General features: G+C 64.1%; 18 protein-coding genes. 12 read left to right on the top strand and 6 right to left on the bottom strand.

Translation table 11 applies throughout. From position 1 onward, the window contains the following. The first annotated feature begins 3 nt into the window (after window positions 1-3). The 6 genes from aldA to HBO12_RS01990 all read left to right on the top strand — a co-directional run bounded on the left by aldA (window position 4) and on the right by HBO12_RS01990 (window position 6,160). On the top strand, window positions 4-1,437 hold the full coding sequence (aldA, locus tag HBO12_RS02015) for an aldehyde dehydrogenase (protein WP_170041285.1): 1,434 nt from the start codon (window positions 4-6) through the stop codon (window positions 1,435-1,437). 69 nt (window positions 1,438-1,506) lie between these two features. Next, window positions 1,507-2,391: an amidohydrolase family protein gene (locus HBO12_RS02010; RefSeq protein WP_170041284.1), complete on the top strand. Its 885-nt coding sequence runs from the start codon at window positions 1,507-1,509 to the stop codon at window positions 2,389-2,391. Further along, window positions 2,391-2,711, top strand: coding sequence for an L-rhamnose mutarotase (gene rhaM / locus HBO12_RS02005; RefSeq protein WP_170041283.1), 321 nt, complete (start codon window positions 2,391-2,393; stop codon window positions 2,709-2,711). Before HBO12_RS02010 ends, rhaM begins: the two co-directional genes overlap by 1 nt. Window positions 2,712-2,753: 42 nt before the next feature. Continuing rightward, on the top strand, window positions 2,754-3,812 hold the full coding sequence (gene rhaT, locus HBO12_RS02000; RefSeq protein WP_170041282.1) for an L-rhamnose/proton symporter RhaT: 1,059 nt from the start codon (window positions 2,754-2,756) through the stop codon (window positions 3,810-3,812). A gap of 71 nt (window positions 3,813-3,883) precedes the next feature. After that, a complete protein-coding gene (locus HBO12_RS01995; RefSeq protein ID WP_170041281.1) occupies window positions 3,884-4,654 on the top strand; it encodes an SDR family NAD(P)-dependent oxidoreductase in 771 nt (256 codons plus the stop codon). A 192-nt stretch (window positions 4,655-4,846) separates the two neighbouring features. Next, window positions 4,847-6,160 carry a carbohydrate porin gene (locus HBO12_RS01990; protein WP_170041280.1) on the top strand — a complete coding sequence of 438 codons (1,314 nt, stop codon included), beginning with the start codon at window positions 4,847-4,849 and terminating at the stop codon, window positions 6,158-6,160. 131 nt (window positions 6,161-6,291) lie between these two features. On the opposite strand, the gene HBO12_RS01985 is transcribed toward HBO12_RS01990, so the two are convergent. Beyond that, a complete protein-coding gene (locus HBO12_RS01985; RefSeq protein ID WP_169953164.1) occupies window positions 6,292-7,368 on the bottom strand; it encodes a sigma-54 interaction domain-containing protein in 1,077 nt (358 codons plus the stop codon). A 403-nt stretch (window positions 7,369-7,771) separates the two neighbouring features. On the opposite strand from HBO12_RS01985, the gene HBO12_RS01980 reads away from it, so the two are divergent. From HBO12_RS01980 to HBO12_RS01955, 6 genes are all read left to right on the top strand, one after another. Then, window positions 7,772-8,830: an ABC transporter substrate-binding protein gene (locus tag HBO12_RS01980; protein WP_170041279.1), complete on the top strand. Its 1,059-nt coding sequence runs from the start codon at window positions 7,772-7,774 to the stop codon at window positions 8,828-8,830. Between the two features lie 14 nt (window positions 8,831-8,844). Beyond that, window positions 8,845-10,068, top strand: coding sequence for an alpha/beta hydrolase (locus tag HBO12_RS01975; protein ID WP_170041278.1), 1,224 nt, complete (start codon window positions 8,845-8,847; stop codon window positions 10,066-10,068). 13 nt (window positions 10,069-10,081) lie between these two features. Next, on the top strand, window positions 10,082-11,284 hold the full coding sequence (locus HBO12_RS01970) for an LLM class flavin-dependent oxidoreductase (protein ID WP_170041277.1): 1,203 nt from the start codon (window positions 10,082-10,084) through the stop codon (window positions 11,282-11,284). A 4-nt stretch (window positions 11,285-11,288) separates the two neighbouring features. Next, a complete protein-coding gene (locus HBO12_RS01965; RefSeq protein WP_432754218.1) occupies window positions 11,289-12,845 on the top strand; it encodes an ABC transporter substrate-binding protein in 1,557 nt (518 codons plus the stop codon). Window positions 12,846-12,974: 129 nt separating this feature from the next. Beyond that, window positions 12,975-15,536: a TonB-dependent receptor plug domain-containing protein gene (locus HBO12_RS01960; protein WP_170041275.1), complete on the top strand. Its 2,562-nt coding sequence runs from the start codon at window positions 12,975-12,977 to the stop codon at window positions 15,534-15,536. Window positions 15,537-15,548: 12 nt separating this feature from the next. Next, window positions 15,549-16,637 carry an LLM class flavin-dependent oxidoreductase gene (locus tag HBO12_RS01955; RefSeq protein WP_169953152.1) on the top strand — a complete coding sequence of 363 codons (1,089 nt, stop codon included), beginning with the start codon at window positions 15,549-15,551 and terminating at the stop codon, window positions 16,635-16,637. Between the two features lie 32 nt (window positions 16,638-16,669). Here HBO12_RS01955 and HBO12_RS01950 read toward each other — a convergent pair whose 3' ends face one another. From HBO12_RS01950 to HBO12_RS01930, 5 genes are all read right to left on the bottom strand, one after another. Next, complete coding sequence (locus HBO12_RS01950) at window positions 16,670-17,128, bottom strand: REP-associated tyrosine transposase (protein ID WP_170041274.1); 459 nt, start codon at window positions 17,126-17,128, stop codon at window positions 16,670-16,672. A 183-nt stretch (window positions 17,129-17,311) separates the two neighbouring features. Continuing rightward, window positions 17,312-19,090 (bottom strand): dipeptide ABC transporter ATP-binding protein, encoded by a 1,779-nt coding sequence (locus HBO12_RS01945; protein WP_170041273.1) that lies wholly within the window; start codon window positions 19,088-19,090, stop codon window positions 17,312-17,314. Beyond that, window positions 19,087-19,923, bottom strand: coding sequence for an ABC transporter permease (locus tag HBO12_RS01940; RefSeq protein WP_169953145.1), 837 nt, complete (start codon window positions 19,921-19,923; stop codon window positions 19,087-19,089). The genes HBO12_RS01945 and HBO12_RS01940 overlap by 4 nt, the downstream gene beginning before the upstream one ends. Further along, on the bottom strand, window positions 19,920-20,990 hold the full coding sequence (locus HBO12_RS01935; protein WP_170041272.1) for an ABC transporter permease: 1,071 nt from the start codon (window positions 20,988-20,990) through the stop codon (window positions 19,920-19,922). Before HBO12_RS01935 ends, HBO12_RS01940 begins: the two co-directional genes overlap by 4 nt. Beyond that, window positions 20,983-22,539: an ABC transporter substrate-binding protein gene (locus HBO12_RS01930; RefSeq protein WP_169953141.1), complete on the bottom strand. Its 1,557-nt coding sequence runs from the start codon at window positions 22,537-22,539 to the stop codon at window positions 20,983-20,985. Before HBO12_RS01930 ends, HBO12_RS01935 begins: the two co-directional genes overlap by 8 nt.

Raw genomic sequence — 22,539 nt, 5'->3', positions numbered from 1 at the left:
GCCATGTCATCCGTTCCGGTCTACCAGAACTTCATCAACGGCCGCTTTACTCCAAGCAGCGCCCACATCGACGTGCTCAACCCCGCCACCGGCGCGCTGCTGTCCAAAGTGCCGGCCGCCACTGCCGAGGATGTCGACCAGGCCCTGGCCGCCGCCCGCGCCGCGCAACAGGACTGGGCGCGCAAACCGGCCATCGAACGCGCCGGGCACTTGCGGCGCATCGCCGCCAAGCTGCGGGAAAACGTCGCCCACCTGGCCCGCACCATCACTCTGGAACAGGGCAAGATCAGCAGCCTGGCTGAGGTTGAAGTCAACTTCACCGCCGACTACCTCGACTACATGGCCGAATGGGCGCGCCGCATCGAAGGCGAGATCATCACCAGCGACCGGCCCAACGAAAACATCTTCCTGTTCCGCAAGCCCCTGGGCGTGGTAGCGGGGATCCTGCCGTGGAACTTCCCGTTCTTCCTCATCGCCCGCAAGATGGCCCCGGCGCTGTTGACCGGCAATACCATCGTGATCAAGCCCAGCGAAGAAACGCCGAACAACTGCTTTGAATTCGCCCGGCTGGTGGCCGAGACCGACCTGCCGGCGGGGGTGTTCAACGTGGTGTGTGGCGACGGCCAGGTCGGCGGCGCCCTCACCGCTCACAAGGGCGTGGACATGATTAGCTTTACCGGCAGCGTCGCCACCGGCTCGCGGATCATGACCGCCGCAGCACCCAACATCACCAAGCTCAACCTGGAGCTGGGTGGCAAGGCGCCGGCGATTGTCCTGGCCGATGCCGACCTGGAACTGGCGGTCAAGGCCATCCGTGATTCGCGGATCATCAACAGCGGCCAGGTATGCAACTGCGCCGAACGGGTGTACGTGCAGCGCAGCGTCGCCGACCAGTTTATCGAGCGCATCAGCGCGGCGATGGCCGCCACCCGCTACGGCGACCCACTGGCCCAGGCCGATGTGGAGATGGGCCCGCTGATCAACCGCCAGGGCCTGGACAACGTCAACCGCAAGGTGCGCACCGCCCTCGCCCAGGGCGCAAGCCTGGTCACGGGCGGACAGATTGCCGACCTCGGCGCAGGCTTTCACTTCCAGCCCACGGTATTGGCCGGTGGCCGCGCCGACATGGATATCATGCGCGAAGAAATCTTCGGTCCGGTGCTGCCCGTCCAAATCATCGACGACCTCGACGAAGCCATCGCCCTGGCCAACGACTGCGACTATGGCCTGACCTCCTCGATCTACACCCGTGACCTGGGCAAGGCCATGCATGCGGTGCGCGAGTTGGCCTTTGGCGAAACCTACGTCAACCGCGAGAACTTCGAGGCGATGCAGGGCTTCCATGCCGGCGTGCGCAAATCCGGGATCGGCGGCGCCGATGGCAAGCACGGCCTGTACGAATACACCCATACCCATGTGGTGTACCTGCAGAGCTGAGGTGGGGCAACGGGCGCCGACACGCGAGTGCCGGCCCCAACAACCACCCCTTCCAACAAGGATTACGCAATGAGCATTGCCAACCTCTACAACGGCCCGATCATCGACAGCCACCTGCACCTGTTCGACCCACGCCGCCCCCAGGGCATCCCGTGGCCCGAGCCGGGCAACCGTTTGTACGCCGCGCATCTGCCCGAGGATTACTGGGCATTGGCCGCCGAACACCAGGTGATCGGCGCAATCGCCGTGGAAGCCAGCCCGTGGCGCGACGACAACCATTGGTTGCTGCAAACCCTGCGCAGTGACCCTCGGATGCTTGGCTTTGTCGGCAATCTCGACCCGCTGCACCCACAATTTGCCGGCGACCTTGCCGCGCTCGCCTACGAGCCGCTGTTCCTGGGCCTGCGCTACGGCAACCTGTGGCAGCGTGATTTGCTGGTGGACCAAACCCGTCCAGGGTTCATCGACGGCCTGCGCCAGCTCGCCGATTGCGGGCGGTGCCTGGACAGCGCCAACCCTGAGCCACGATTGATCAAGGGCCTGCTGCACCTGAGCGACGCCCTGCCGCAGCTGCGCATCATTGTCGATCACCTGCCCAATGCCCAGGTCCCTGCGGGCCAGGAAGCGGCCTACCACGCCGACCTGCTGCGCTTGGCCGAACGGCCCAATGTGTTCGCCAAACTGGCAGAAATCCCCCAGCACGGGCCCGACGGCTTGATCGTCGACACCGCGTTCTACAACGACCGCCTGGCCGTGCTGTGGGACGCGTTTGGCGAAGACCGCTGCTTCTTCGGCAGCGACTGGCCCAACAGCGACCACCTGGCCGATTTCGCCACCACCCTGGGCCTGGTCAAACGCTGCATGGCTGATCAGCCCCAGGCCGTGCAGGAAAAATTCTTCCTGCACAACGCCGTGCGTATCTACAGCCCGACACTGCCACCTGGAGGCCTCTGATGCCGACCCGTGCCTTTCGCATGAACCTCAACCCCGGCATGGCTGCCGAGTACCGCCGGCGCCATGAGCAGATCTGGCCGGAACTGGCCCAGGCCCTGCGCGATGCCGGCGTGCTGGACTACCGGATCTTCCTCGACGCGTCCACCAACGCGCTGTTCGCCGTATTGACCCATACCGATGAGCACGGCCTGGACGCCCTGCCCGGTACCGCGCTGATGCAACGCTGGTGGCAATACATGCAAGACATCATGCCCAGCCACGCGGATAACGCACCGGTCAGCGTGGATCTTGAACCGATGTTCAGCCTTACGCCCGACTGAGCCATTGGCTCCTCATCACAACAATAAAAAGGATTCGAACACGTGGAAATCATTCTCCTCGGTGTGATTCTGCATTTGATCGGTGGCTTTGCCTCCGGCAGTTTCTACATCCCCTACAAAAAAGTTGGTGGCTGGGCCTGGGAAAGCTACTGGATCACCGGCGGCCTGGTGTCGTGGCTGATCGTGCCGCTGATTGCCGCGCAATTGACCGTACCCAGCTGGGTCGAAATCCTGCGCAACGCCGACACCAGCACCCTGCTCTGGACCTATATGTTCGGCGTGCTGTGGGGCATCGGCGGGCTGACGTTCGGCCTGACCATGCGCTACCTGGGGCTGTCTTTGGGCATGTCGCTGATCATGGGCCTGACCTCGGCCCTCGGCGCCCTGATGCCCGCCTTGTACCGCGACCTGTTCACCCACGAGACAGAGGGCACCCTGACCTCGATGCTTGCCTCACAAGGCGGGCATTGGGTGCTGTGGGGCGTGGCCGTGTCGCTGATCGGCATCGCGGTGTGCGGCAAGGCCGGGCTGATCAAGGAACGGGAAGTGTCCCAGGCGGTAAAGTTCGCCAGCGTCAGCGAGTTCGCCCTGGGCAAGGGCATGCTGGTGGCGGTGATTTCCGGGGTGTTGAGCGCCTGCTTCAGCTACGGTATTTCCGCCGGGCGCCCACTGGCCGCCGCCGCCGTGGAACATGGCGCCAACAGCCTGTTCCAGAACAACGTGACGTTCATGGTGATCATGTGGGGTGGCCTGACCACCAACGGCATCTGGTGCCTGTGGCTGAACTGGCGCAACCGCACGTTCCACAACTACACCGACCGCAACGCCCCGCTATTGCGCAACTACCTGCTGGTGGCGTGCGCCGGGACCTTGTGGTTCTTGCAATTCTTTTTCTACGGCATGGGCGAAAGCCGCCTGCAGAACGACGCCAGCTCGTGGGTGTTGCACATGTCTTTCATCATCATTGTGTCCAATTGCTGGGGCCTCTACTTTCGCGAATGGCACGGCACCAGCACGGCCAACAAGGGCGTGCTGGTGGCCGGGATCGCGGTGATCCTCGGCGCCATTGCCATGGTTGGCTACGGTAATTACCTCGGCTGAGGCCGCAATGCCTTTTTGTCGGGGCGAGCTTGCTCCTACAACAGCGTTATATTTTTTCCAGGAGATTTCCCATGTTGCTAGCAGACAAAACCGTGATCATCACCGGCGCCTCCCGTGGCATCGGCCGCGCTGCCGCCCGCGAATGTGCACGCCAGGGCGCCCGTGTGGTGATCGGCCATAGCGCCAGCACGCAAGGCACCCAGGCCGCGCTGTCGTTGATCGAGGAGATCCGCGCGTTCGGTGGCCAGGCCATTGAAGTAGGCGGTGATGCCGCCGACCCGGACACCGGCGACAAGCTGGTGGCGGGGGCAGTCGAGGCCTTCGGCAGTGTCGATGTGTTCGTCAACAACGCCGGGATCTGCCCGTTCCATTCGTTCCTCGACATGCCGCGCGAGGTCTACCTCAAGACGGTCAATACCAACCTCAACGGCGCCTACTTCGCCGTGCAGGCGGCGGCCAACCAGATGAAGAACCAGGGCCGTGGCGGCGCGATCATTGCCGTCAGTTCCATCAGCGCCCTGGTAGGTGGCGGCATGCAGACCCACTACACCCCGACCAAGGCCGGCCTGCATTCGTTGATGCAATCCTGCGCCATCGCCCTGGGGCCTTATGGCATTCGCTGCAACTCGGTACTGCCGGGCACCATCGCCACCGACATCAACAAGCAAGACCTGGCTGACGCAGAAAAACTCGCCTACATGGCCTCCCGCACACCCCTGGGCCGCCTGGGCGAACCGGACGACGTCGCCGGGCCGATCGTGTTCCTGGCCTCGGACATGGCGCGCTACGTAACCGGCGCCTCGTTGCTGGTGGATGGCGGGTTGTTCGTCAACTTGCAGTAACCCCCGACACCGCCCCCACACACCAAAGATCCAATGTGGGAGCGGGCTTGCTCGCAATAGCAGTGTGTCAGTCAGCCGATTCATCACTGAACCACCGCCATCGCGAGCCAGCCCTCTCCCACACTGGAGGTCTGTGTGTACCTGGAATTTGTGTTTTACCCCGGATAACAACAATAAAACCAAGGAGCACTCATGCGCATCAACCTCCCCCTGGCCCTGCTATGCAGCACGGTTTCCACCTGCGCCCTGAGCGCCGGCCTGCTGGACCCTGGCTCCCCGGCCATGCTCGGCGACTGGAACGGCCTGCGCCCGCAGCTCGCCGAACAGGGCTATGACTTCACCCTCAAATACGTCGGCGAAGTGGGCTCCAACCTCGGCGGCGGCTATGACTCCCATATGACTGCGCGCTGGAGCGATCAACTGATCCTCGGCGTAACCATGGACCTGCAAAAACTCTGGGGCTGGCAGGACGCAACCTTGCGCATCGGCATCGGCGAGCGCCATGGCAAGGACATTACCAATGACCGCGTACATCACCCCGACGCCACCGGCCTGACCTCGACCATGGAAGTGTTCGGCGGCGGCAATGCCTGGCGCCTGTCACAGTTCTGGTACGAGCAGAAGTTCTTCGAGCGCAAGCTGGCCGTGAAACTGGGGCGCTTCGGCCATGGCGAGGACTTTGACCAGTTCCCCTGCGAGTTCCAGAACGTGACCCTGTGCGGTTCCCAGGAAGGCAACTGGAATGGCGTGTGGAACAGTTTCCCCATCAGCCAATGGGCGGTGCGTGCCAAATACCAGTTCACCGACGTGTTCGCGGTGCAGGTTGGCGCCTACGACAAAAACCCTGGCAACGCCGAGGCGAGCAATGGCTTCAAGCCGTTCATCAGCGGCTCCCAAGGCACCAGCTTCCCTGTCGAAGCCATCTGGAAGGGGCGCATCGGCGGCCTCAGTTCGGAATACCACGCCGGCTACTACTACGCCAATGCCGACACCCAGGACATGCTCAAGGACGCTGACGGCAACTATGCAGCCAGCAGCCAGAAACCCTACCGGATGTATTCGAGCAATGCCGGCTGGTGGTTGTCGGGCCAACAGCAACTGACCACTGTCGATGGCAACGACAAACGCGGGCTCAACGTGTTTGCCAACCTTGCCATGAACGACCCGGACAAAAGCATGATCAAGAGCCTGGTGCAGGTCGGCCTGATCTACCGAGGCCCCTTCGACGCGCGGCCGCATGACACTTTTGGCGTCGGTGCGTCGAAACTTAAGGTCAGTGACCGCTATACCGACAACACCCAGGCACTCAACGCACGCACGGGTGTGACGGGCATAGGGGATCTGCCTGAACAGCGGCGCGAATACAGCTACGAGGTCAACTACGGCGTGCAGGCCACCCAATGGCTGATGGTGCGGCCTAACCTGCAATATGTGAAATATCCGGGTGGGGTGACGCAAACCCGTGGAGCGGTGGTGGGTGGGGTGCAGTTTATTGCCGATTTCTGAGGGCTGGGGGAATGCAAAATTGCATCCCTCTTGCAGGAGCGGGTTTACCAGCGATAGCGGTCAGTCAACCAATACCGCCATCGCGGGCAAGCCCGCTCCCACAGGTTCGGCTGCCAGGCGGCCCAACCTCATCACTGCCCCTCAAGCAACGCCGGCTTGCCCAACTCCCCTATCTTCTCCAGCCGCGCCCGCACGATATTGCGGCTGATATTGAGCAAGCGCCCGGTCTGCAATTGGTTGCCATGGCAGTAGCGATACGCTGCACGAAACACGGTTTCTTCAATGTGCTCGTAAAGGTCCGGGATGTTCTGCTCGAACAGTGCATTGAGCGCCGCTTCCAGGTCCACCGGGCCGCTGGGGGCCGGCAGGGCGTGGTTGGCTTCGTCCTGGCGGATGCCGGACGAGCGCATGTCCACCAGGTGCAGGTCCGCAGGCTGCACCCGTTGGTTGCGGCACACCAGCAAGGCGTGGTGGATGGCGTTCTCCAGTTCGCGAATGTTGCCCGGCCAGCTGTGCTCGAGCATTTTGCGCTCGGCTTCCGGGCTCAGGCTTGCGCGGTTGTAGCCCAGGCGCTGGCAATGTTCTTCGAGGAAAAACTCCGCCAGGGGCAGGATGTCGCCGGGGCGTTCGCGCAGTGGCGGCAGGCGGATGGTCGCGACGTGCAGGCGGTAGAACAGATCCTCGCGAAAATGCCCGGCGACCACCGCGTCGGCCAGGTTGACGTTGGTGGCGGCCACCAGGCGCACATTGATCGGGATCGGCGTGCGCGAGCCCAGGCGCACCACTTCGCGCTCCTGCAACACCCGCAGTAACTTGACCTGCATGTTCAACGGCAAATCGCCAATTTCATCGAGGAACAACGTGCCGCCGTTGGCCGCTTCGAACCAACCGGCCTTATGGGTGGTGGCGCCGGTGAACGCACCTTTTTCATGGCCGAACAACTCGCTCTCCACCAGGGTTTCGGCAAAGGCCCCGCAGTTCACCGCCACAAACGGTTCGCGGCCGCGCCGGCTCAGGTTATGGATGTGCCGCGCCACCAGTTCCTTGCCGGTGCCCGTTTCGCCAATGATCAAGGTATTGGCCTCGCTGGGCGCCAGGCGCTCGATCCGCGCCAGCAATTCCTGGGAGCGCGGGTCCTTGAACACCAGCACGGTGGCACGCACCGACTTGGTCAATTCGCGGGCATTGGGATGAGTGATCAACGACATGGTGCATTCCTGGCAATAAAAGCGCGTGCTCAATAGTGCATGAAGTTTTCTAGACCATTTAATTATTAATTCGTATTTATATATTCCCATTTCGCATATACCAACACTGCACGCCACGGCTGCTGCTGGAGCAGCAACCGGCCAGCAGTTGCCTGTCTATCCATCAACAACCGGGCGTGCGCCAGCGCCCCGCGCCAAACGCTACAGGCCACGGTTGTTGGGGCTCTGAGGGAATTCGAGCGACGCTGGCATGCAATCTGCTCTCTCCCTGCCAACACCCTCCCCTGGAGGAGCCGGCTTGCCGGCGATGGCGTGCGGTTAAACGCTGCAAGGCTCAACGGCCTCATCGCCGGCAAGCCGGGCTTCTACCAGGGCAGGTCTTCAAATTGGCAGGGGAATTTCGATGAATAAATGGATCGCCGCATTGTTCGCTGTGCTGGTCAGCACGCTCGCGCTGGCGCAGCCGCCAGCCTCGGTAAAAATCGCCATCGTCGCCTACACCCAGGGCGGCAAGCCGGTATTCGGTGGGATCGCCGGGCGGGTGATCGAGGATGGCTGGCTGGAAACGCAACTGCGCGAGCGCGGGATCAAGCTGCAATGGATCGCCCTGCCCCACGCCGGCGCCGGCCCGCAGATCAACGAAGGCTTCAGCAACAACACCCTGGACTTCGCCGTGCGCGGTGACCTGCCCTCGGTGATCGCCGGAGCCGGTGGCGTGCCGGGCAAGTTGATCGTGCCCGGCGGCAGCGGCAATAACATCTACCTGGTGGTGCCCGCCGGCTCCAGCGCCAACAGCATCGAGGACCTCAAGGGCAAGCGCCTGGCCCTGCACCGTGGCCGCCCCTGGGAGTTTGCCTTCAGTAACTTCCTGGCGAGCAAGGGCCTCAAGCTCGACGACTTCAAGATTGCCAACCTCAACCCGCAAGTCGGCGCGGCGGCGGTGTCGGCCGGCAAGGTCGATGCAGCGGTGCTGTTGAGCGAGGCCTATGCCCTGGAAGACAAAGGCGTGGGCAAGATCATCTGGTCGACCAAGCAAGGCAGCAACGACTGGCGGCTGATCTCCGACCTGTGGGGCACCGACGCCTTTGTGCAGCAGCACCCGGATATCACCCAATTGCTCGCCACGGCCTGGGTCAAGGCTGCCTGGTGGATTTCCCAGACGCAGAACCAGGACGCCTATTACCAATTGTCTTCGCGCGCCGGCACCGCTGAAAGCGTGCTGCGCCGTGACGACCAGGACGACCCGGTGGCCTGGCAAGAACGCTGGGCGCCGAAAAGCGACGCGCAGCTCAAGGCCCACTACCAGGCGCTGACGGCCTACGCCCTGGCCAACCACCTGATCCGCGACCACTACGACATCAGCCCGTCCCTGGCCACCGGCTTTACCCGCCAGGCCCTGATCGACCTGCAACTCACCGACTACTGGCCTGCCCTGCGTGGCCAGGTCAGCACCCAACCTTGATAGGGAAATTACCGATGAATCTGCCCCGCTCCTTCGCCTTCGGCCTCAGCATCCTGGCACTGTCCATGAGCGCCCTGGCGGCCGACGTGCACGCGCCCAAGCCCGACCCACTGCAAGGCGATGGCCGTGTCTCGGCGTTCTACACCTGGGAAAAAGTCATCCCGGCCACCCCCGGCAAACTGCTGCGCAGCGAACCCCTGGAAAAAACCCTGAGCCTGCCCAATGCCGCCAGTGCCCAGCGCATTCTCTATACCTCCACCGATGGCATCGACAACAAAACCCCGGTGGTGGTCTCCGGCACCCTGTTCCTGCCCAAGGGCAAGGCTCCGGCCGGCGGTTGGCCGGTGGCCAGTTGGGGGCATGGCACGGTCGGGGTCGCTGATGTGTGCGCGCCGTCGTGGCAGGGCCGTTCGTACCGTGACGTGCAGTACCTCAGCCGCTGGCTGGATGAAGGGTTTGCCGTGGTCGCCACCGATTATCAGGGCCTGGGCGTCCCCGGCGGGCATCCGTTGCTGAACAATCGCATGGCCGCCTACGGCATTCTCGATGCGGCCAAGGCCGTGGTGGCGGGCGTGCCTGGGCTGGCGAACAAGGTGCTGATTGTCGGCCAGTCCCAGGGCGGCGCCGGCGCGTTTGCCTCGGCCGCATATGCCGCCACCTATGCGCCCGACCTTGGGGTCAAGGGCAGCATCGGCACCGGGGTGATCTACACCGTCGGCGCGAAAAACGTGGGTGAACAGGACCCCAACAAGGTCGACGCGTCCCTGGCCTACGGCTTCTATACCTTGCTCGCGGCCCAGCAATATGACCCGAGCATCGACCCCCGGGACTTCTATACCGACAAGGCCCTGCCGCTGTTCGAGCAGGCGCGCACCAGTTGCCTGGCGGCGCTGGTCAGCGACGTCGAAGGCATCGGCCTGACCCCGGCCAACGCGAAGAAGGACTACCAGGGCAAGCAGCTCGCTCCGTGGCTGGCGCAAGTGTCGTACCCCACCCTGAAAACCGCACAGCCGGTATTTATCGGCACCGGCGCCGAGGACAAGACCCCGGCGGCGTCCACCCAAGTGGCACTGATGCAGGACGCGTGCAAAGCCGGCTCCATCGTCGAGGGCCACCTGTACAAGGGTCTGGGCCATAGCCCGACGGTCAATGCCTCGCTGAAGGACTCCGTGCCTTTCGCCCACAAGGTCATCAACGACCAACCGATCACGCCGATCTGCAATCCCAGCGTGCAATAAGCCGGAGGTTTTCATGAGCATCGAATTCTTCACCCGCCTGCCACTGCACGGCGAGACCCAGTTTTTGCCCGGCGACCCGCGCAACCGTGGCGACTGGCATCGGGGCGGCGCCAGTACCGGCGCGGTGTCCGGCTTCAGCGTCGGCGATCACTTCACTTATATCGACTACCTCGGGCAAATCGCCAAGGCCGCCGAAATCAATGGCTTTGGCGGCGCGCTGATGGTCAACGCGCCCACCGGCGAAGAACCGTGGACGGTGTGCTCGCTGCTGGCCCGGGAAACCCGCACCCTGCAGTTTGTCACGGCGTTCCAGCCCTACCACTACACCCCGTGGGTCGCGGTGCAACAGGCTGCCACCTACCAGCGCGCCACCGGCAACCGCCTGGTGTGGAACATCATCAACGGCGGTTCGGACGCCATCCAGCGCCAGGTCGGCGATTTCAGCGACCACGACGAACGCTATGAGCGCGCCACCGAGTTCATGGATGTGGTCAAGGGCTACTGGCACAACGAGACCTTCCACTACGACGGCAAGTTCTACAAGGCCGATGGTGGCGGGCTGCGCGGGCCGTTGAAGAAGGCCGAGCTGCCGCTGATCTGCACCGCCGGCTCGTCCATCGCCGCCCGCGAGTTTGCCGCCAAGCATGCCGATTTCTACCTGATGCGCGCCGAGCATCCCGACGAAATCGCGGCATTGATCGCAGACTTGCGCGAGCGCGCCTTGAGGTGGGGGCGCACGGATATCCGCTTTGGCCTATCGATTGACGTCATCACCCGCGAAACCGAGGAACTGGCGCGCACCGAAGCCAAGCGTTTCTTCGACGAGGGCATCGCCCGTGGCGCGGTCAAGGCCGTGGCCGCCCACGCGGGCCTGCGCACCGCGCGCAAGTTGAGCTACGAGCAAGGCTTTGCCGAGAAAAACGAAACCCAGGGCTTCGAGGACTTTTTTATCCATCCCAATGTGTGGACTGGCTTCGGCTACATCGGCATCCCGCCTGGCTGTGCGCTGGTGGGCAGCTACGAGAACGTGGTGGCGCGGATCCGTGAGTACAACGCCATTGGCATCGACCTGTTCTTCCTTGCCGGCTACCCGAACCTGGAAGAGGCCTATCGCCTGGGCGAGCACATCCTGCCGCACTTTCGCAATGAACGTGCCGAACTAAGCCGCGCCCCGGAACCCGTGCGCGCGCTGCACTCGGCCAATGGCGGAGCCTGACACCATGACCTTACTGCTCAGCCGCCGGGACTTTCTCGGCTACAGCGCCACCGTCGGCGGCGGCCTGCTGCTGGCCGGTTGCGGTCCCGCCGACACACCGGCAGCCGGCATTGCCAATGACCAGCCGCGTTACGGTGGGCGCCTGCGCCTGGGGATCCTCGACGGCAACCAGAGCGGCAACCTCGATGCCCACAAGCCCATTGGCAGCGGCATCGTGCGCGGCTTTGCGCTGTACAGCAAACTGTGGGAATGGGACGAGCAGATGCAACCGCGCCTGGCCCTGGCCGAGCTGGCAGAGCCGAATGCCGACGCCAGCGCGTGGACCCTGCGCCTGCGCCCGGGCCTGGAGTTTCACAATGGCAAGACCATCGACGCCGATGACCTGATCTTCTCGATCCGCCGCCTCACCGACCCGCAGCTGGCTTCGCCCTATGCCGCGCTGTTGCACTGGGTGGACCGCGACAACCTGGTCAAGCTCGACAACCGTACCGTGCGCCTGAGCTTTCGCGACGGGCGCAGCTACCTGCCGCTGGCGGAAACCTGGGTCAACTTCGGCGGGATCGTGCCGGTGGATTACCACCCCGTCACCAACCCGGTGGGTGCCGGGCCCTACAAACTCAAGAGTTTCACCCCCGGCCAGCGCTCGCTGTTTACCCGTTTCGAGAACTACTACAAGGACGGCAAGCCCTACGCCGACGAGCTGGAAATCATCGACTTCAAGGATCAGGTGTCACGCCTGGCCGCCCTGCGCGCCGGGCAGATCGACATGGCCAACGTGCTGCCCACCGAGCAGTTGCCGATCCTGGCCAAGGACCCGCGCCTGCAGGTGATCAAATCGGTGAGCGGCAATTGGCTGTCGTTCGATATGAACCTGGACAAGCCGCCGTTCAACGACCCCAGGGTGCGCGAAGCCTTGCGCCTGATGGCCGACCGCGAAGAACTGGTGCGCCGCGCCCTCAACGGCCAGGGCCGGGTGGCCAACGACCTGTATGCGCCCAGCGACCCGACCTTCAACCACAGCCTCGGCCCGCGCCCCTACGACCCGCAACGGGCAGCGCAACTGCTCAAGGCAGCGGGCCAGGAGAACCTTGAAGTGGAGCTGATCACCACGCCCGGCACCGGTTTGAGTTCGGCCCTGGTGCTGGCCGAACAAGCCAAGCGCATTGGCGTGACCCTCAAGGTCAAGCAGGTGGACCTGGCGACCTTCCAGGGCCCGCAGAAAAACGACTGGGCGCTGAGCACCGGCGGCAGCATCGGCGCGCCGTTCCTCGCCAGTGCGATTCACACCGATGCACCGTTTGCAGTGTCCAATAAAACCCACTTCCACGACCCGCAGTTCAGCGAACTGTTCCTGGCCGCCATGGCCCAGCCCGACCTGGAAAAACGCAAGGCACTGGTGCATCAGGTGCAGCAGATCCAGTACGAGCGCGGTGGCATGTTGATCTGGGGCTATGCCGACCTGCTCGACGGCGTGTCCACCCGCGTTGGCGGCGCACAGGCCGAAGAGTCGCTGTTCAGCACCTGGCGCTTTGAAAAACTCTGGCTCAAAGACAGCGCCTGACGCCCCTGTAGGAGCCGGCTTGCCGGCGATGGCGTCCTTGAAAACACAGCAAACCTCAAGGGCCTCATCGCCGGCAAGCCGGCTCCTACAGGGGGCCATCCTTTTATTTTTTGATGAGGCATTTTTGCCATGCACGCTATCGCCTTGCGTTTACCCCTGCTGCTGGCGGCAGGCCTGCCAATCCAGGCCTTTGCCGCCGATACCCAACTGCAAACCGTAACCGTGCAGGCCAGTGCCAGCGCGTCCGAGGACGACGCCCTGCCCACCCGCCCACCGACCTCGGTCTATGGCGGCACCGAAACCAAGGTGCTCGACACGCCACGCTCAGTTGTGCAGATCAATGCCGAGCAGTTGGCCAACGACTCGATCCGCAGCGCCGACGACCTGGTCAAATATGCCCCCGGCATCACCCGCGGCGGTGGGCAGAACGCCGGGATTGCCCCGCAGTTCCGCGCCCAGGGCTCGGAAGTGTTCCAGGATGGCCAACGCGCTTATGGCGTGCGCCATCCGGCCAATTTCAACGCCTATGAAGGCGCCGATATCGTCGCCGGGCCTTCGTCGGTGACCTATGGCTCGGTGTCCGGCAGTGGCGGCTACGTCAACTACCTGAGCAAGAAACCCGACTTCAACCAGTTCAAGACCAGGCTCAGCGGCGAAGTGGGCTCGTGGATACCCGATGGCACCTCACGCAGCAGCGGCAAGTTCAGTGTCGATAACACCGGCCCGCTCAGCGACAACCTGGCCTATCGCCTGAGTATCACCAAGCAGCGCCAGGAGGACTTCTACGACAACGTCGACAACAATTTCGACGCGTTCTACGGTGCCCTGGCCTGGCGCAATGACAATGTGCGGGTGGACTGGAACGCCAGCTACGACGATTACTACGACTACAACATCACCCACGGCTGGAACCGCGCAACCCAGGACCTGGTGGACCACGGCAAGTATTACGCCGGCCGCGCCACGCCGATTATCCAGAACGGCAACACCCTGTGGTCGCCGGTCCTGGCCTCGGGGGCCGCCGATGCCCCGACCCTGGGCTGGGTGCAGCGCCAGCGCAATGCCCAGGGCCAATACGCCGTGGTCGACGGCAGCTTCCAGAATGCCTCGCCCAACACCCAGGCCAACCCCGGCAGCCTGCGCGGCTGGGTATATGACCCCACGTTGGCAGGCAATGGCGAACGCTCGTTATCGTCGCAAACCGGGCAACGCAAGGAGGACGAAAGCAGCTCCCGGCGCTTTACCACCCAACTGCGCATCGAGGCCGACCTGTCGCCGACCATCACCGTCGCCAACAGCACGTTCTACCAGCGCTCCCGGGACACCACCGACGCGGTGGGCGCGTTCCAGGTGCAGTCCAAGGACAATATCTTCGACAACCGCTTTGAGTTTCGCTCACGCAATGAAACCCGCCTCGGCCCCTGGACCCTGCGCGATGACAGCAACAGCGGGCTGATTTACCGCCGTGAGTCCAACCAGTCGATTGCCGCCAACAACAGCTTCGGCTCGACCATCAACGCCTATGACCTGACCCAAAACCCGTCCGGCAAGAACCCCGGCGACCTGCTGGGCCTGACCGGTGCCAACCCGGCCGGCGGCAATGGGGCGTGGATCGGCCAACCGGGCGTCGCGCAATACTCCAACTACTACGGCTGGTTGAGCCTGCCGGCGATGTTCCCGGCCGGGCATGGGTTGTACGCCGAGTCGGTAGCGCCCTACACCGCCGAAAGCACCTGGGTCACCAAAACCCTGTTCAGCCAGCACAACCTCAAATATGGCGATTACCTGGGCTTGAATATCGGCGCCAGCCGCAGCTGGATCGAAGCCGAGATCGAGAACCCGTTCGTGCTGGCCGGTGGCAATCGGCGCCAGGACAGCGACAACTACCGCCTGTTTGCCTTCCAGCTCAGCCCCTACGTCAAGCCCACGGACAACACCACGCTCTACTACACCTTCGACCGTTCGCTGGCCGTCAACACCGGGTTCTTTTCCAACGGCCTGGGCTGGGGCAGCGGCACTGGCGCCAACCAGCTCAACCCGCTGGCGTTCCAGAGCCTGAGCGTGTTGCACGAAGTGGGGGTCAAGGTCGAGGCCGTGCCCAACGAGCTGTTCATGACCCTGGCCGCCTTCAAGCAGGCCCGGGACCAGGCGCCCGACAGCAATAACAACATTGCCAGGCTGATCATCAAAGGCGTCGAGGCCACCGTGCGCTACCAGCCCGACGAGCATCTGCGCAGCGGCCTGAACCTGTCCAAGCTCAATGCCTACAACGAATTCACCTCCCAGGCCGGCTTTGCCTCCGCCGGGTTCATCCCCGACAACGGCACCGTGTTTGGCGATAACAACAGCCTCAACCAGCGCGCGTCCGGGCGCTTTGATGCGGTGCAGATCCCCGAATACACCGCCAGTGGCTATGTGGATTATCGCTTCGACTCAGGCTTGGGTGCCGAACTGTCCGGCTGGTGGACCAGCAGTTGGTACTTGAACCTGAGCAAGACCGTGAAGATCCCCAACGAATACAACCTCGACCTTGCCGTGTACTACCGCCAGCCGCAGTGGAGCACCACCTTGCGCGTGCTGAACCTGACCAACGAGCTGAACTTCGTCAGCGGCCTGGCCGGTTCCACCAATACTTTTTTGCAACCCATGCCTGGCCGCACGCTGCTGGCCCAGGTCGACTATCAGTTCTGACCGGAGCACCCCATGTCCATTGAATTTGTCGGCATGATTTTCCCTCGCCAGTGGTCCGAGACCCGTGGCGTTCGCAGCCCCGACTTTGACCTCGATTTTATCCGCCACCATGCGCGCGCCCATGAGCATGCGGGCTTTGACCGCGTGCTGATCGCCAGCGGCCCCGGCAGCGCCGACAGCTTGCAGATCGCCGCGTATGCGGCGGCCCACACCGAGCGCCTGGGTTTCATGATCGCCCACCGGCCGGGCCTGACCCCGCCGACGGTCGCCGCCCGCTCATTCGCCACCCTGGATCACACCACCGGTGGCGGGCGAATCCGCCTGCACGCGATTACCGGGATCACCGCCGAACCCCAGGAAGGTGACTTCCTGCTGGACAAGACCGCGCGCTACAAACGCACCGATGAGTACTTGGAGATTGTGCGGCGCACCTGGACCGCCGAAGAGCCGTTCGACTTCGAGGGCGAGTACTTCAACATCAAGGGCGCGTTCTCGCCGGTCAAGCCCTTGCAGCAGCCCCATATCCCAATCTCGTTTGGCGGCTCGTCGGACATTGCCTATCAGATTGCGGTCAAGCATGCGGACCTCTACGCGCTGTGGGGCGAACCGTTGAGCGGCGTCGCCGAACAGATCGGCAAGCTCAAGGCCGCCGCCAGCGCGGCGGGGGTGCAGGCGCCACGGGTGAGTTTGTCGGTGCGCCTGATCCTGGGCGCGACCGAGGAACTGGCATGGCAACGGGCCGAGCAGATCCTCGCGCAGATCAAGGCCAACCCGCAGTTTGCCGCAGGCAGCCCGTGGCAGAAACGGATCAAGGGCACCGGCTCCGAACGCCTGCTGGCCGCCGCCGCCCAGGGCGACCGCCACGACCGCGCCCTATGGATGCCCACCGCCACCGCTGTCGGTGCCTACGGCGACACCACCGCCCTGGTCGGCACCCCGGAAACCGTGGCCCAGGCGTTGCTCGACTATGTGGACCTGGGAGTGACGACCTTTCTCAACCGGGGATACGACCCGTTGTACGACACAGTGGATTACGGACGCTGGATCATTCCGGCGGTGCGTGAAGAAGTACGGCGGCGGCAAGCCGCATATGCATTGTAGGAGCCGGCTTGCCGGCGATTGCGTCGGTAGATTCAAACCCATATCGCGTCCCACAACGGATAATCATGCACCCGCGTTACCAACCCGGCCCTCAACGGGTTGGCGACGATGTAGCGGGCGACTGTCGCAAGGTCCTCCTCACGGCGAATCGCTCGATCATGGAAACCCTTCTGCCAGAACCGACCTGACCGGCCCATACGCGTGTTCACCGCGCGAGCGCTGCGGGATTTGGTGGCAAGCATCAGCGCAGGGAGAGTGCTTTGCTTGAGTTCGATCAGCCAATGAAAATGATCAGGCATCACCACCCAGGCCAGGGAGTCGGCGAGGCCTTCGATCTGTGCGTGGCGAAATTCATGCACAACCAATCGGCCAACACACCAGTCGGCAAAGACCGGTGCGCGATGTTGAGTGACGGCGGTAAGTAGGTAGATCTGACCAGATTGAGAATAGCGGCCATTGCGCAGATTTTTAGCGTGAGGAAGTGTGGACAATCCTTTGTCCTCCTGTTGGAAATACAGAAGGGAAAGGCTAGTGCGGGGAATGCAAGAGTGAGGTGCGGCATTGACGCAGGATGTGTCCGTGAGGGCGCGATCGCCGGCAAGCCGGCTCCTACAGGAGTATGCATTTGCATTGTAGGAGCCGGCTTGCCGGCGATCACCGCGCAGCGGTGCCCATCAGCCCAATGTCGGCGAATGCTCAAGCAACGTGCGGGTATACGCCGCCTGGGGCTGGTCCAGCACCTGGTCCACCGCGCCCTGCTCCACCACCCGCCCTGTTTTCAGCACCAGCACCCGGTCGGCAATCGCCCGTACCACGCCCAGGTCGTGGGTCACGAACAGCAACGTCAAGCCGTCACGCTGTAGTTGGCGCAGCAGGTCGAGGATCGAGGCTTGTACCGAGACATCCAGCGCCGAGGTGATTTCATCGCAGATCAGCAGGGTCGGCTCACACAGCAGGGCCCGGGCAATGGCCACGCGCTGGCGTTCGCCGCCCGACAGGCTGTGGGGATACAGGTCGGCCACCGAGGCTGCCAGTGAGACACGCTTGAGCACGCCGTGCACTCGTTCGCGGGCAGCTTGGCCGTTGATCGCGAAAAAGTGCTGCAGCGGTGCGCTGAGGGTCTGGTACACGGTTTGCCGGGGGTTCAAGGCGCGGTACGGGTTCTGGAAGATGTATTGGATCTGGTGGCGCAGCCCCGCGTCCCGTTGCCTCGCCTGGAGGGGCAAGGGGCGCCCGGCATAATGCAGCTCGCCCTCGGCGTTCTCGCCAAGACCGGCGACGGCCCGGGCCAGGCTGGTCTTGCCGGAGCCCGACTCACCCACCAGCGCCAGGCATTCGCCCGGGCGCAGTTGCAACGACACCTCGAACAACACCTGGCGGTCATAGGCGACGTTCAGGCCGGATATCTCCAGCAACGGCGCAGCGGTTTGCCCATGACTGTCGGCAATCGGTGTCAGGGCAATGACCTGCGGCGGTTGGTCATGGGGGTCGAAACAGGCCACCGTGTGACCCTGCGCAAACGCCTGCAACGCAGGCTCGGCCAGCGCGCAACGTGGGCCAAAACGCGCGCAGCGCGGGCCGAAACCACAGCCCTGGGGGCGTTGCCCAGGCGCTGGGGCGTGGCCGGCGATGGCCTGTAATTCGCGGCGCCCGGCCACATCGGGGATCGCCGCCAACAAGCCTCGGGTATACGGATGGGACGGCAGGCTGAACAGTGCGGCGCGGCTGGCGGATTCGACGATACGCCCGGCATACATGACCATCACCCGGTCCACCAGATCCTTGATCACCGCCAGGTCGTGGGACACATACACCGCCGCCACGCCCTGGCTTTTGCACAGCCGGCGCAACGTGGCGAGGATGTGCGCCTGGGTGCTGACGTCCAGGGCCGTGGTCGGCTCATCCAGCACAATCAGGCGCGGGCGCAGGACGAAGGCCAGCGCCAGCATCACCCGCTGTTGCTGACCACCGGACAATTGATGGGGAAAGCGCCGCAGGAACTCATGGTCGCCGGGCAAGCCCACGTCGACCAGGGTCTGGGCAATGCGCTGCTGTTGTGTGGCGCGATCGAGAGGGCGTTGATGGGCGGCCAGGGTTTCGGCCAACAATGTGCCAATGCGCAACGCCGGGTTCAGCGCGGTGGCAGGGTCCTGGGCAACGTAGCCGATCAGGCTGCCACGGGCCTGGCGCAAGGCTTCGCCGTGCAGCTCCAACAAGGCCTGGCCGGCCACCTGCACCTGCCCGCCAACGATGCGTGCGCCGCGCCGGGCATGGGCCAGCAAGGCCGTGGCCAGGGTGGTCTTGCCCGAGCCGGACTCCCCCACCAGGCCCAGAATTTCACCGGCCTGCAGGGTGAAGGACACCCCGGACACCACATCCACCTGGCCCGGCAGCTCCACCCGCAAGTCCTGGACCTGCAACACCCGGGTGTCGATTTCGGTAATGGCGTTCATGGCTGTTTTTCTCCCATCCGCGCACTGCTGCGGCCGATACCTTCGGCGAGGATATTGGTGCCGTAGGCGAATACGCCGATCAGCAGCGCCGGCGCGAGCACGGCCCAGGGCTGGACCAGCAGCCCGGCCTGGTTTTCGTTGATCATCAGGCCCCAGTCCGCCGTCGGCGGGGCCACGCCATAGCCGAGGAAGCTCAGGCCCGAGAGCATGCCTACACCCCAGGTCAGCATGTTGCCCAAGTGCACCAACAACGGCGTGAGGATGTTCGGCAGGATCTCCTGGAACAGAATGCGCCGTCGGGAATAGCCCATCATCTGCGCCGCCTCGACAAACTCCTGCCCCGCCACGGCCACCGCGCTGGCCCGCGCCAGGCGGATCACCCCAGGGATGAACGCGATCGACACCGTGAGCACAATCAGCCAGGGCGCACGCCCGAGCATCGACACGATCAACAGCACCAGGATCAGGTCGGGAAACGCCAGGCAGACGTCTGCCGACCAGGTAATCAACTGATCCAGGCGCCGCCGCGACAGGCCCGCGAGCAAGCCCAGGGTGGTACCGATGGCCAGGGCGATGACCGCCGCGGCCACTGACATCCACAACACCGACAGGCCGCCACTGAGCAAGCGCGACAGCACATCGTGACCAAGAAAGTCGTAGCCCAGCCAGGCCCCACCGGCCGGCGCACCGTACACCGGGCCGACCATGTCCGTCGGGCCGTGCGGTGCCAACAGGGGGCCGACCAGGGCCACGGCCACCACCAGCAGGGTAATCACCAAACCTTTGCGGGCCTGGGGTTCAGCCAGCCAGCGCCAAGTGCCAGGGGTCGTCATGCATCACCTCGGGAGCGCCGCCACCACGGGGTAATGCCCCGGCGGTTGCGCTGGATCATGGTCACACGGCGGGCCGTGCGCAGTTTGGGGGTCAGCAGCACCGTCAACAGGTCGGCCAGCAGATTGATCAGCACCACCGCCAGGGTGATCACCAGCACAATGGCCTGGATCATCGGCAGGTCGCGCATCTGGATCGCCGCATTGAGGGCAGTGCCGATGCCGGGGTAGCTGAAGATCACCTCGGCCAGCACCGCGCCGCCGATCAGCGTGCGCAGGGTCAGGGCCACACCCTGGATCGCCGGCACCAGGGCATTGGGCAAGGTGTGGCACCAGACAATGCGCCACCTGGGAATGCCGCGCAGGCGCGCGGCGATCACGTAGTCGGATTCCAGCGCGTCAATCAGCGCCGCGCGCACCATGCGCGTCAGATAAGGCAGCGCCGACAGGCTCAGGGCCAACACCGGCAGGATCAGGAACTTAAGTTGGCGCCATAGCGACAGGTCCGGATCGAGGATCGACACGGCCGGCAGCCAGCCCATATGGGGCATGGAAAACAGCAGCACCAGGCCGATGGCCAGGAGAAACCCCGGCGTGGCCTTGAGGAAAATCAACAGCGACAGGCTCCAGCGGTCCAGGGTGCTGTCCCGGCGCAAAGCCAGGGACACGCCAAGCACCAGGGCTGCCGGCACCACCAGCGCGATCACCCCGGCAAGCAACGCCAGGGTGTAGCCAAACCGCCCCCAGAGGATGCTGGCCACCGGCGCGTTGGAGTCCAGCGACACCCCCAGTTCACCGCTCAAGGCGGCGCCCAGCCAGCGCACGTATTGCCAGAGGATCGGCTGGTCCAGGCCCAGTTGGCGTTGCAGGGTAAGGATACTTTCCAGCGGCGCATCCGGGCCGAGGATCACCCGCGCCGGGTCGGATGGCAGTGCCTGGGTGGCGATAAACACCACCAGGCTGATGACCCAGCCGGTAAGCAGGCCGTAGCCCAGGCGCCCGATAAACCAGGACAGCCAGGCCGGTGTACGTGGGGCGCGGTGTGGGGTGACGCAGGACGACTCAGACATGGTTCAACCACAACTCATCAAAGCGCCAGGAGGCAAAGGTAGTCTGTTCCGGGCCCAGCCCGCCAACCCGTACCGAGGCGGCATCCAGCACATCGTTGAAGCCCCAGATCAGCAGGCCACCGCGCTCGTGCTGGATCTGCTGGGCCTCGTGCACCAGGCCTTTGCGCAGCGCCAGGTCGGGTTGGGCCAGGGCCTGGCGGTACAGGTCGGCGAAACGGGGGTCATGAAAGTTGCTGCGGTTGTAGATCGCCAGGGGCGCGTCGTTGTGCAACGCCGACGCCAGGAAACCCCGGGCCGGGGTCGAGCCGGGCGACACTTGCCATTGTTCCCGCTGCGGGCCGTTGAATACCGCGCCGTCAACCTGGGTCACGCGCACCTCGACCCCGGCCTTTTTTGCCTGCTGGGCGAACACCAGTGCCGCATTGACGCCGGGCCCCGGGGTGCTGGTCAGTTCCACGCGCAGATCGCTTTGCCCGGCCTGGCGCAGCAGTGAACGCGCTTGCTCCAGGTCATACGGGCGCTGGGCCAGCGTGTGGTTGTAGGTCGGGTCGTGGGGCGAATACAGGTCGTTGGCGATTCGCCCAAAGCCGTTGAGGCCACGGTCCACCAGTTCCTGGCGATCGGCCAACAAGCGGAAGGCCTGGCGCACCCGCACATCGTCAAACGGTGGCTTGGCCAGGTTGAGGTTCAAGCCGGTAAACGAGGTACTTGGCGAGACACACAGGCTCAACCGCGCATCAGCCTTGAGCAAGGCGCTGTGTTCAGCCTGCACCCCACTGGCGACGTCAATTTGCCCGGCGCGCAGGGCTGCGACGCGCGACACCTGATCCTTGAATTCAATGATTTCCAGCTCGTCGGCGTATGGCTGGCCGGGCTTGTAGTAGTTTTCAAAGCGGCTGTAGAGCGAGCGCTGGCCAGGAACAAAACGCTTGAGCTTGTAGGGCCCGGCGCCGACCGGGTTGGTCACCGGGTCGTAGTCGGTGGGGACAATGCCGCCAAAGCTGATCAGGGTTTCATCCAGGGGGAAAAAGCTCTGCCCCTGCTTGAAGCGGATTTCGATGGTGCGCTCATCGAGCTTGCGCAAGGCATTGCGGTCAATCGCCCCCACCAGCCCGGCAAACGGTGACGCCAGCTTGGGATCGGTCAGGCGCAGCAGCGAGAACAGCATGTCATCGGCGCCAATGGTCTTGCCGTGATGAAACTCCAGGCCCGGCTTGATGCGGATGGTCCAGGCGCTGGCATCGGCATTCGGCTCGGCGAATTCGGCCAGGGCCAGGCGGGTGCTGACGTCGGTGTTCCATTCCCAGAACTTGCTGTACAGCGCCCAGCCCCGGATGATCCCGCCGCCCACCGGCTTGTGGGCATCGAGGTTGCCGGACTGGTCGCCGTCTATAATGCCGATACGCAGGCGTCCGCCACTCACCGGCTTGCTCGACAGCAGCACCGCGCCCTGGCTGGCCGGGCCTGCGTCGCAGCCACCGAGCAGCAAACCGCCGCCCAGCGCCAGGCTGCTGCCGAGGAAGGCTCGGCGAGAAAATCCATCACCCAT

Source organism: Pseudomonas sp. WS 5059, from assembly GCF_012985525.1.
Lineage (GTDB): Bacteria > Pseudomonadota > Gammaproteobacteria > Pseudomonadales > Pseudomonadaceae > Aquipseudomonas.
Note: the sequence above shows the minus strand (reverse complement) of the source record. Positions and strands in the feature narration are given on the sequence as shown.

Excerpts from the sequence above, each read along its gene's own strand:
- aldA (WP_170041285.1), top strand. The coding sequence starts at position 4 with ATGTCATCCGTTCCGGTCTACCAGAACTTCATCAACGGCCGCTTTACT.
- HBO12_RS02010 (WP_170041284.1), top strand. The coding sequence starts at position 1,507 with ATGAGCATTGCCAACCTCTACAACGGCCCGATCATCGACAGCCACCTG.
- rhaM (WP_170041283.1), top strand. The coding sequence starts at position 2,391 with ATGCCGACCCGTGCCTTTCGCATGAACCTCAACCCCGGCATGGCTGCC.
- HBO12_RS01995 (WP_170041281.1), top strand. The coding sequence starts at position 3,884 with ATGTTGCTAGCAGACAAAACCGTGATCATCACCGGCGCCTCCCGTGGC.
- HBO12_RS01990 (WP_170041280.1), top strand. The coding sequence starts at position 4,847 with ATGCGCATCAACCTCCCCCTGGCCCTGCTATGCAGCACGGTTTCCACC.
- HBO12_RS01985 (WP_169953164.1), bottom strand. The coding sequence starts at position 7,368 with ATGTCGTTGATCACTCATCCCAATGCCCGCGAATTGACCAAGTCGGTG.
- HBO12_RS01980 (WP_170041279.1), top strand. The coding sequence starts at position 7,772 with ATGAATAAATGGATCGCCGCATTGTTCGCTGTGCTGGTCAGCACGCTC.
- HBO12_RS01975 (WP_170041278.1), top strand. The coding sequence starts at position 8,845 with ATGAATCTGCCCCGCTCCTTCGCCTTCGGCCTCAGCATCCTGGCACTG.
- HBO12_RS01970 (WP_170041277.1), top strand. The coding sequence starts at position 10,082 with ATGAGCATCGAATTCTTCACCCGCCTGCCACTGCACGGCGAGACCCAG.
- HBO12_RS01965 (WP_432754218.1), top strand. The coding sequence starts at position 11,289 with ATGACCTTACTGCTCAGCCGCCGGGACTTTCTCGGCTACAGCGCCACC.
- HBO12_RS01960 (WP_170041275.1), top strand. The coding sequence starts at position 12,975 with ATGCACGCTATCGCCTTGCGTTTACCCCTGCTGCTGGCGGCAGGCCTG.
- HBO12_RS01955 (WP_169953152.1), top strand. The coding sequence starts at position 15,549 with ATGTCCATTGAATTTGTCGGCATGATTTTCCCTCGCCAGTGGTCCGAG.
- HBO12_RS01945 (WP_170041273.1), bottom strand. The coding sequence starts at position 19,090 with ATGAACGCCATTACCGAAATCGACACCCGGGTGTTGCAGGTCCAGGAC.
- HBO12_RS01940 (WP_169953145.1), bottom strand. The coding sequence starts at position 19,923 with ATGACGACCCCTGGCACTTGGCGCTGGCTGGCTGAACCCCAGGCCCGC.
- HBO12_RS01935 (WP_170041272.1), bottom strand. The coding sequence starts at position 20,990 with ATGTCTGAGTCGTCCTGCGTCACCCCACACCGCGCCCCACGTACACCG.
- HBO12_RS01930 (WP_169953141.1), bottom strand. The coding sequence starts at position 22,539 with ATGGGTGATGGATTTTCTCGCCGAGCCTTCCTCGGCAGCAGCCTGGCG.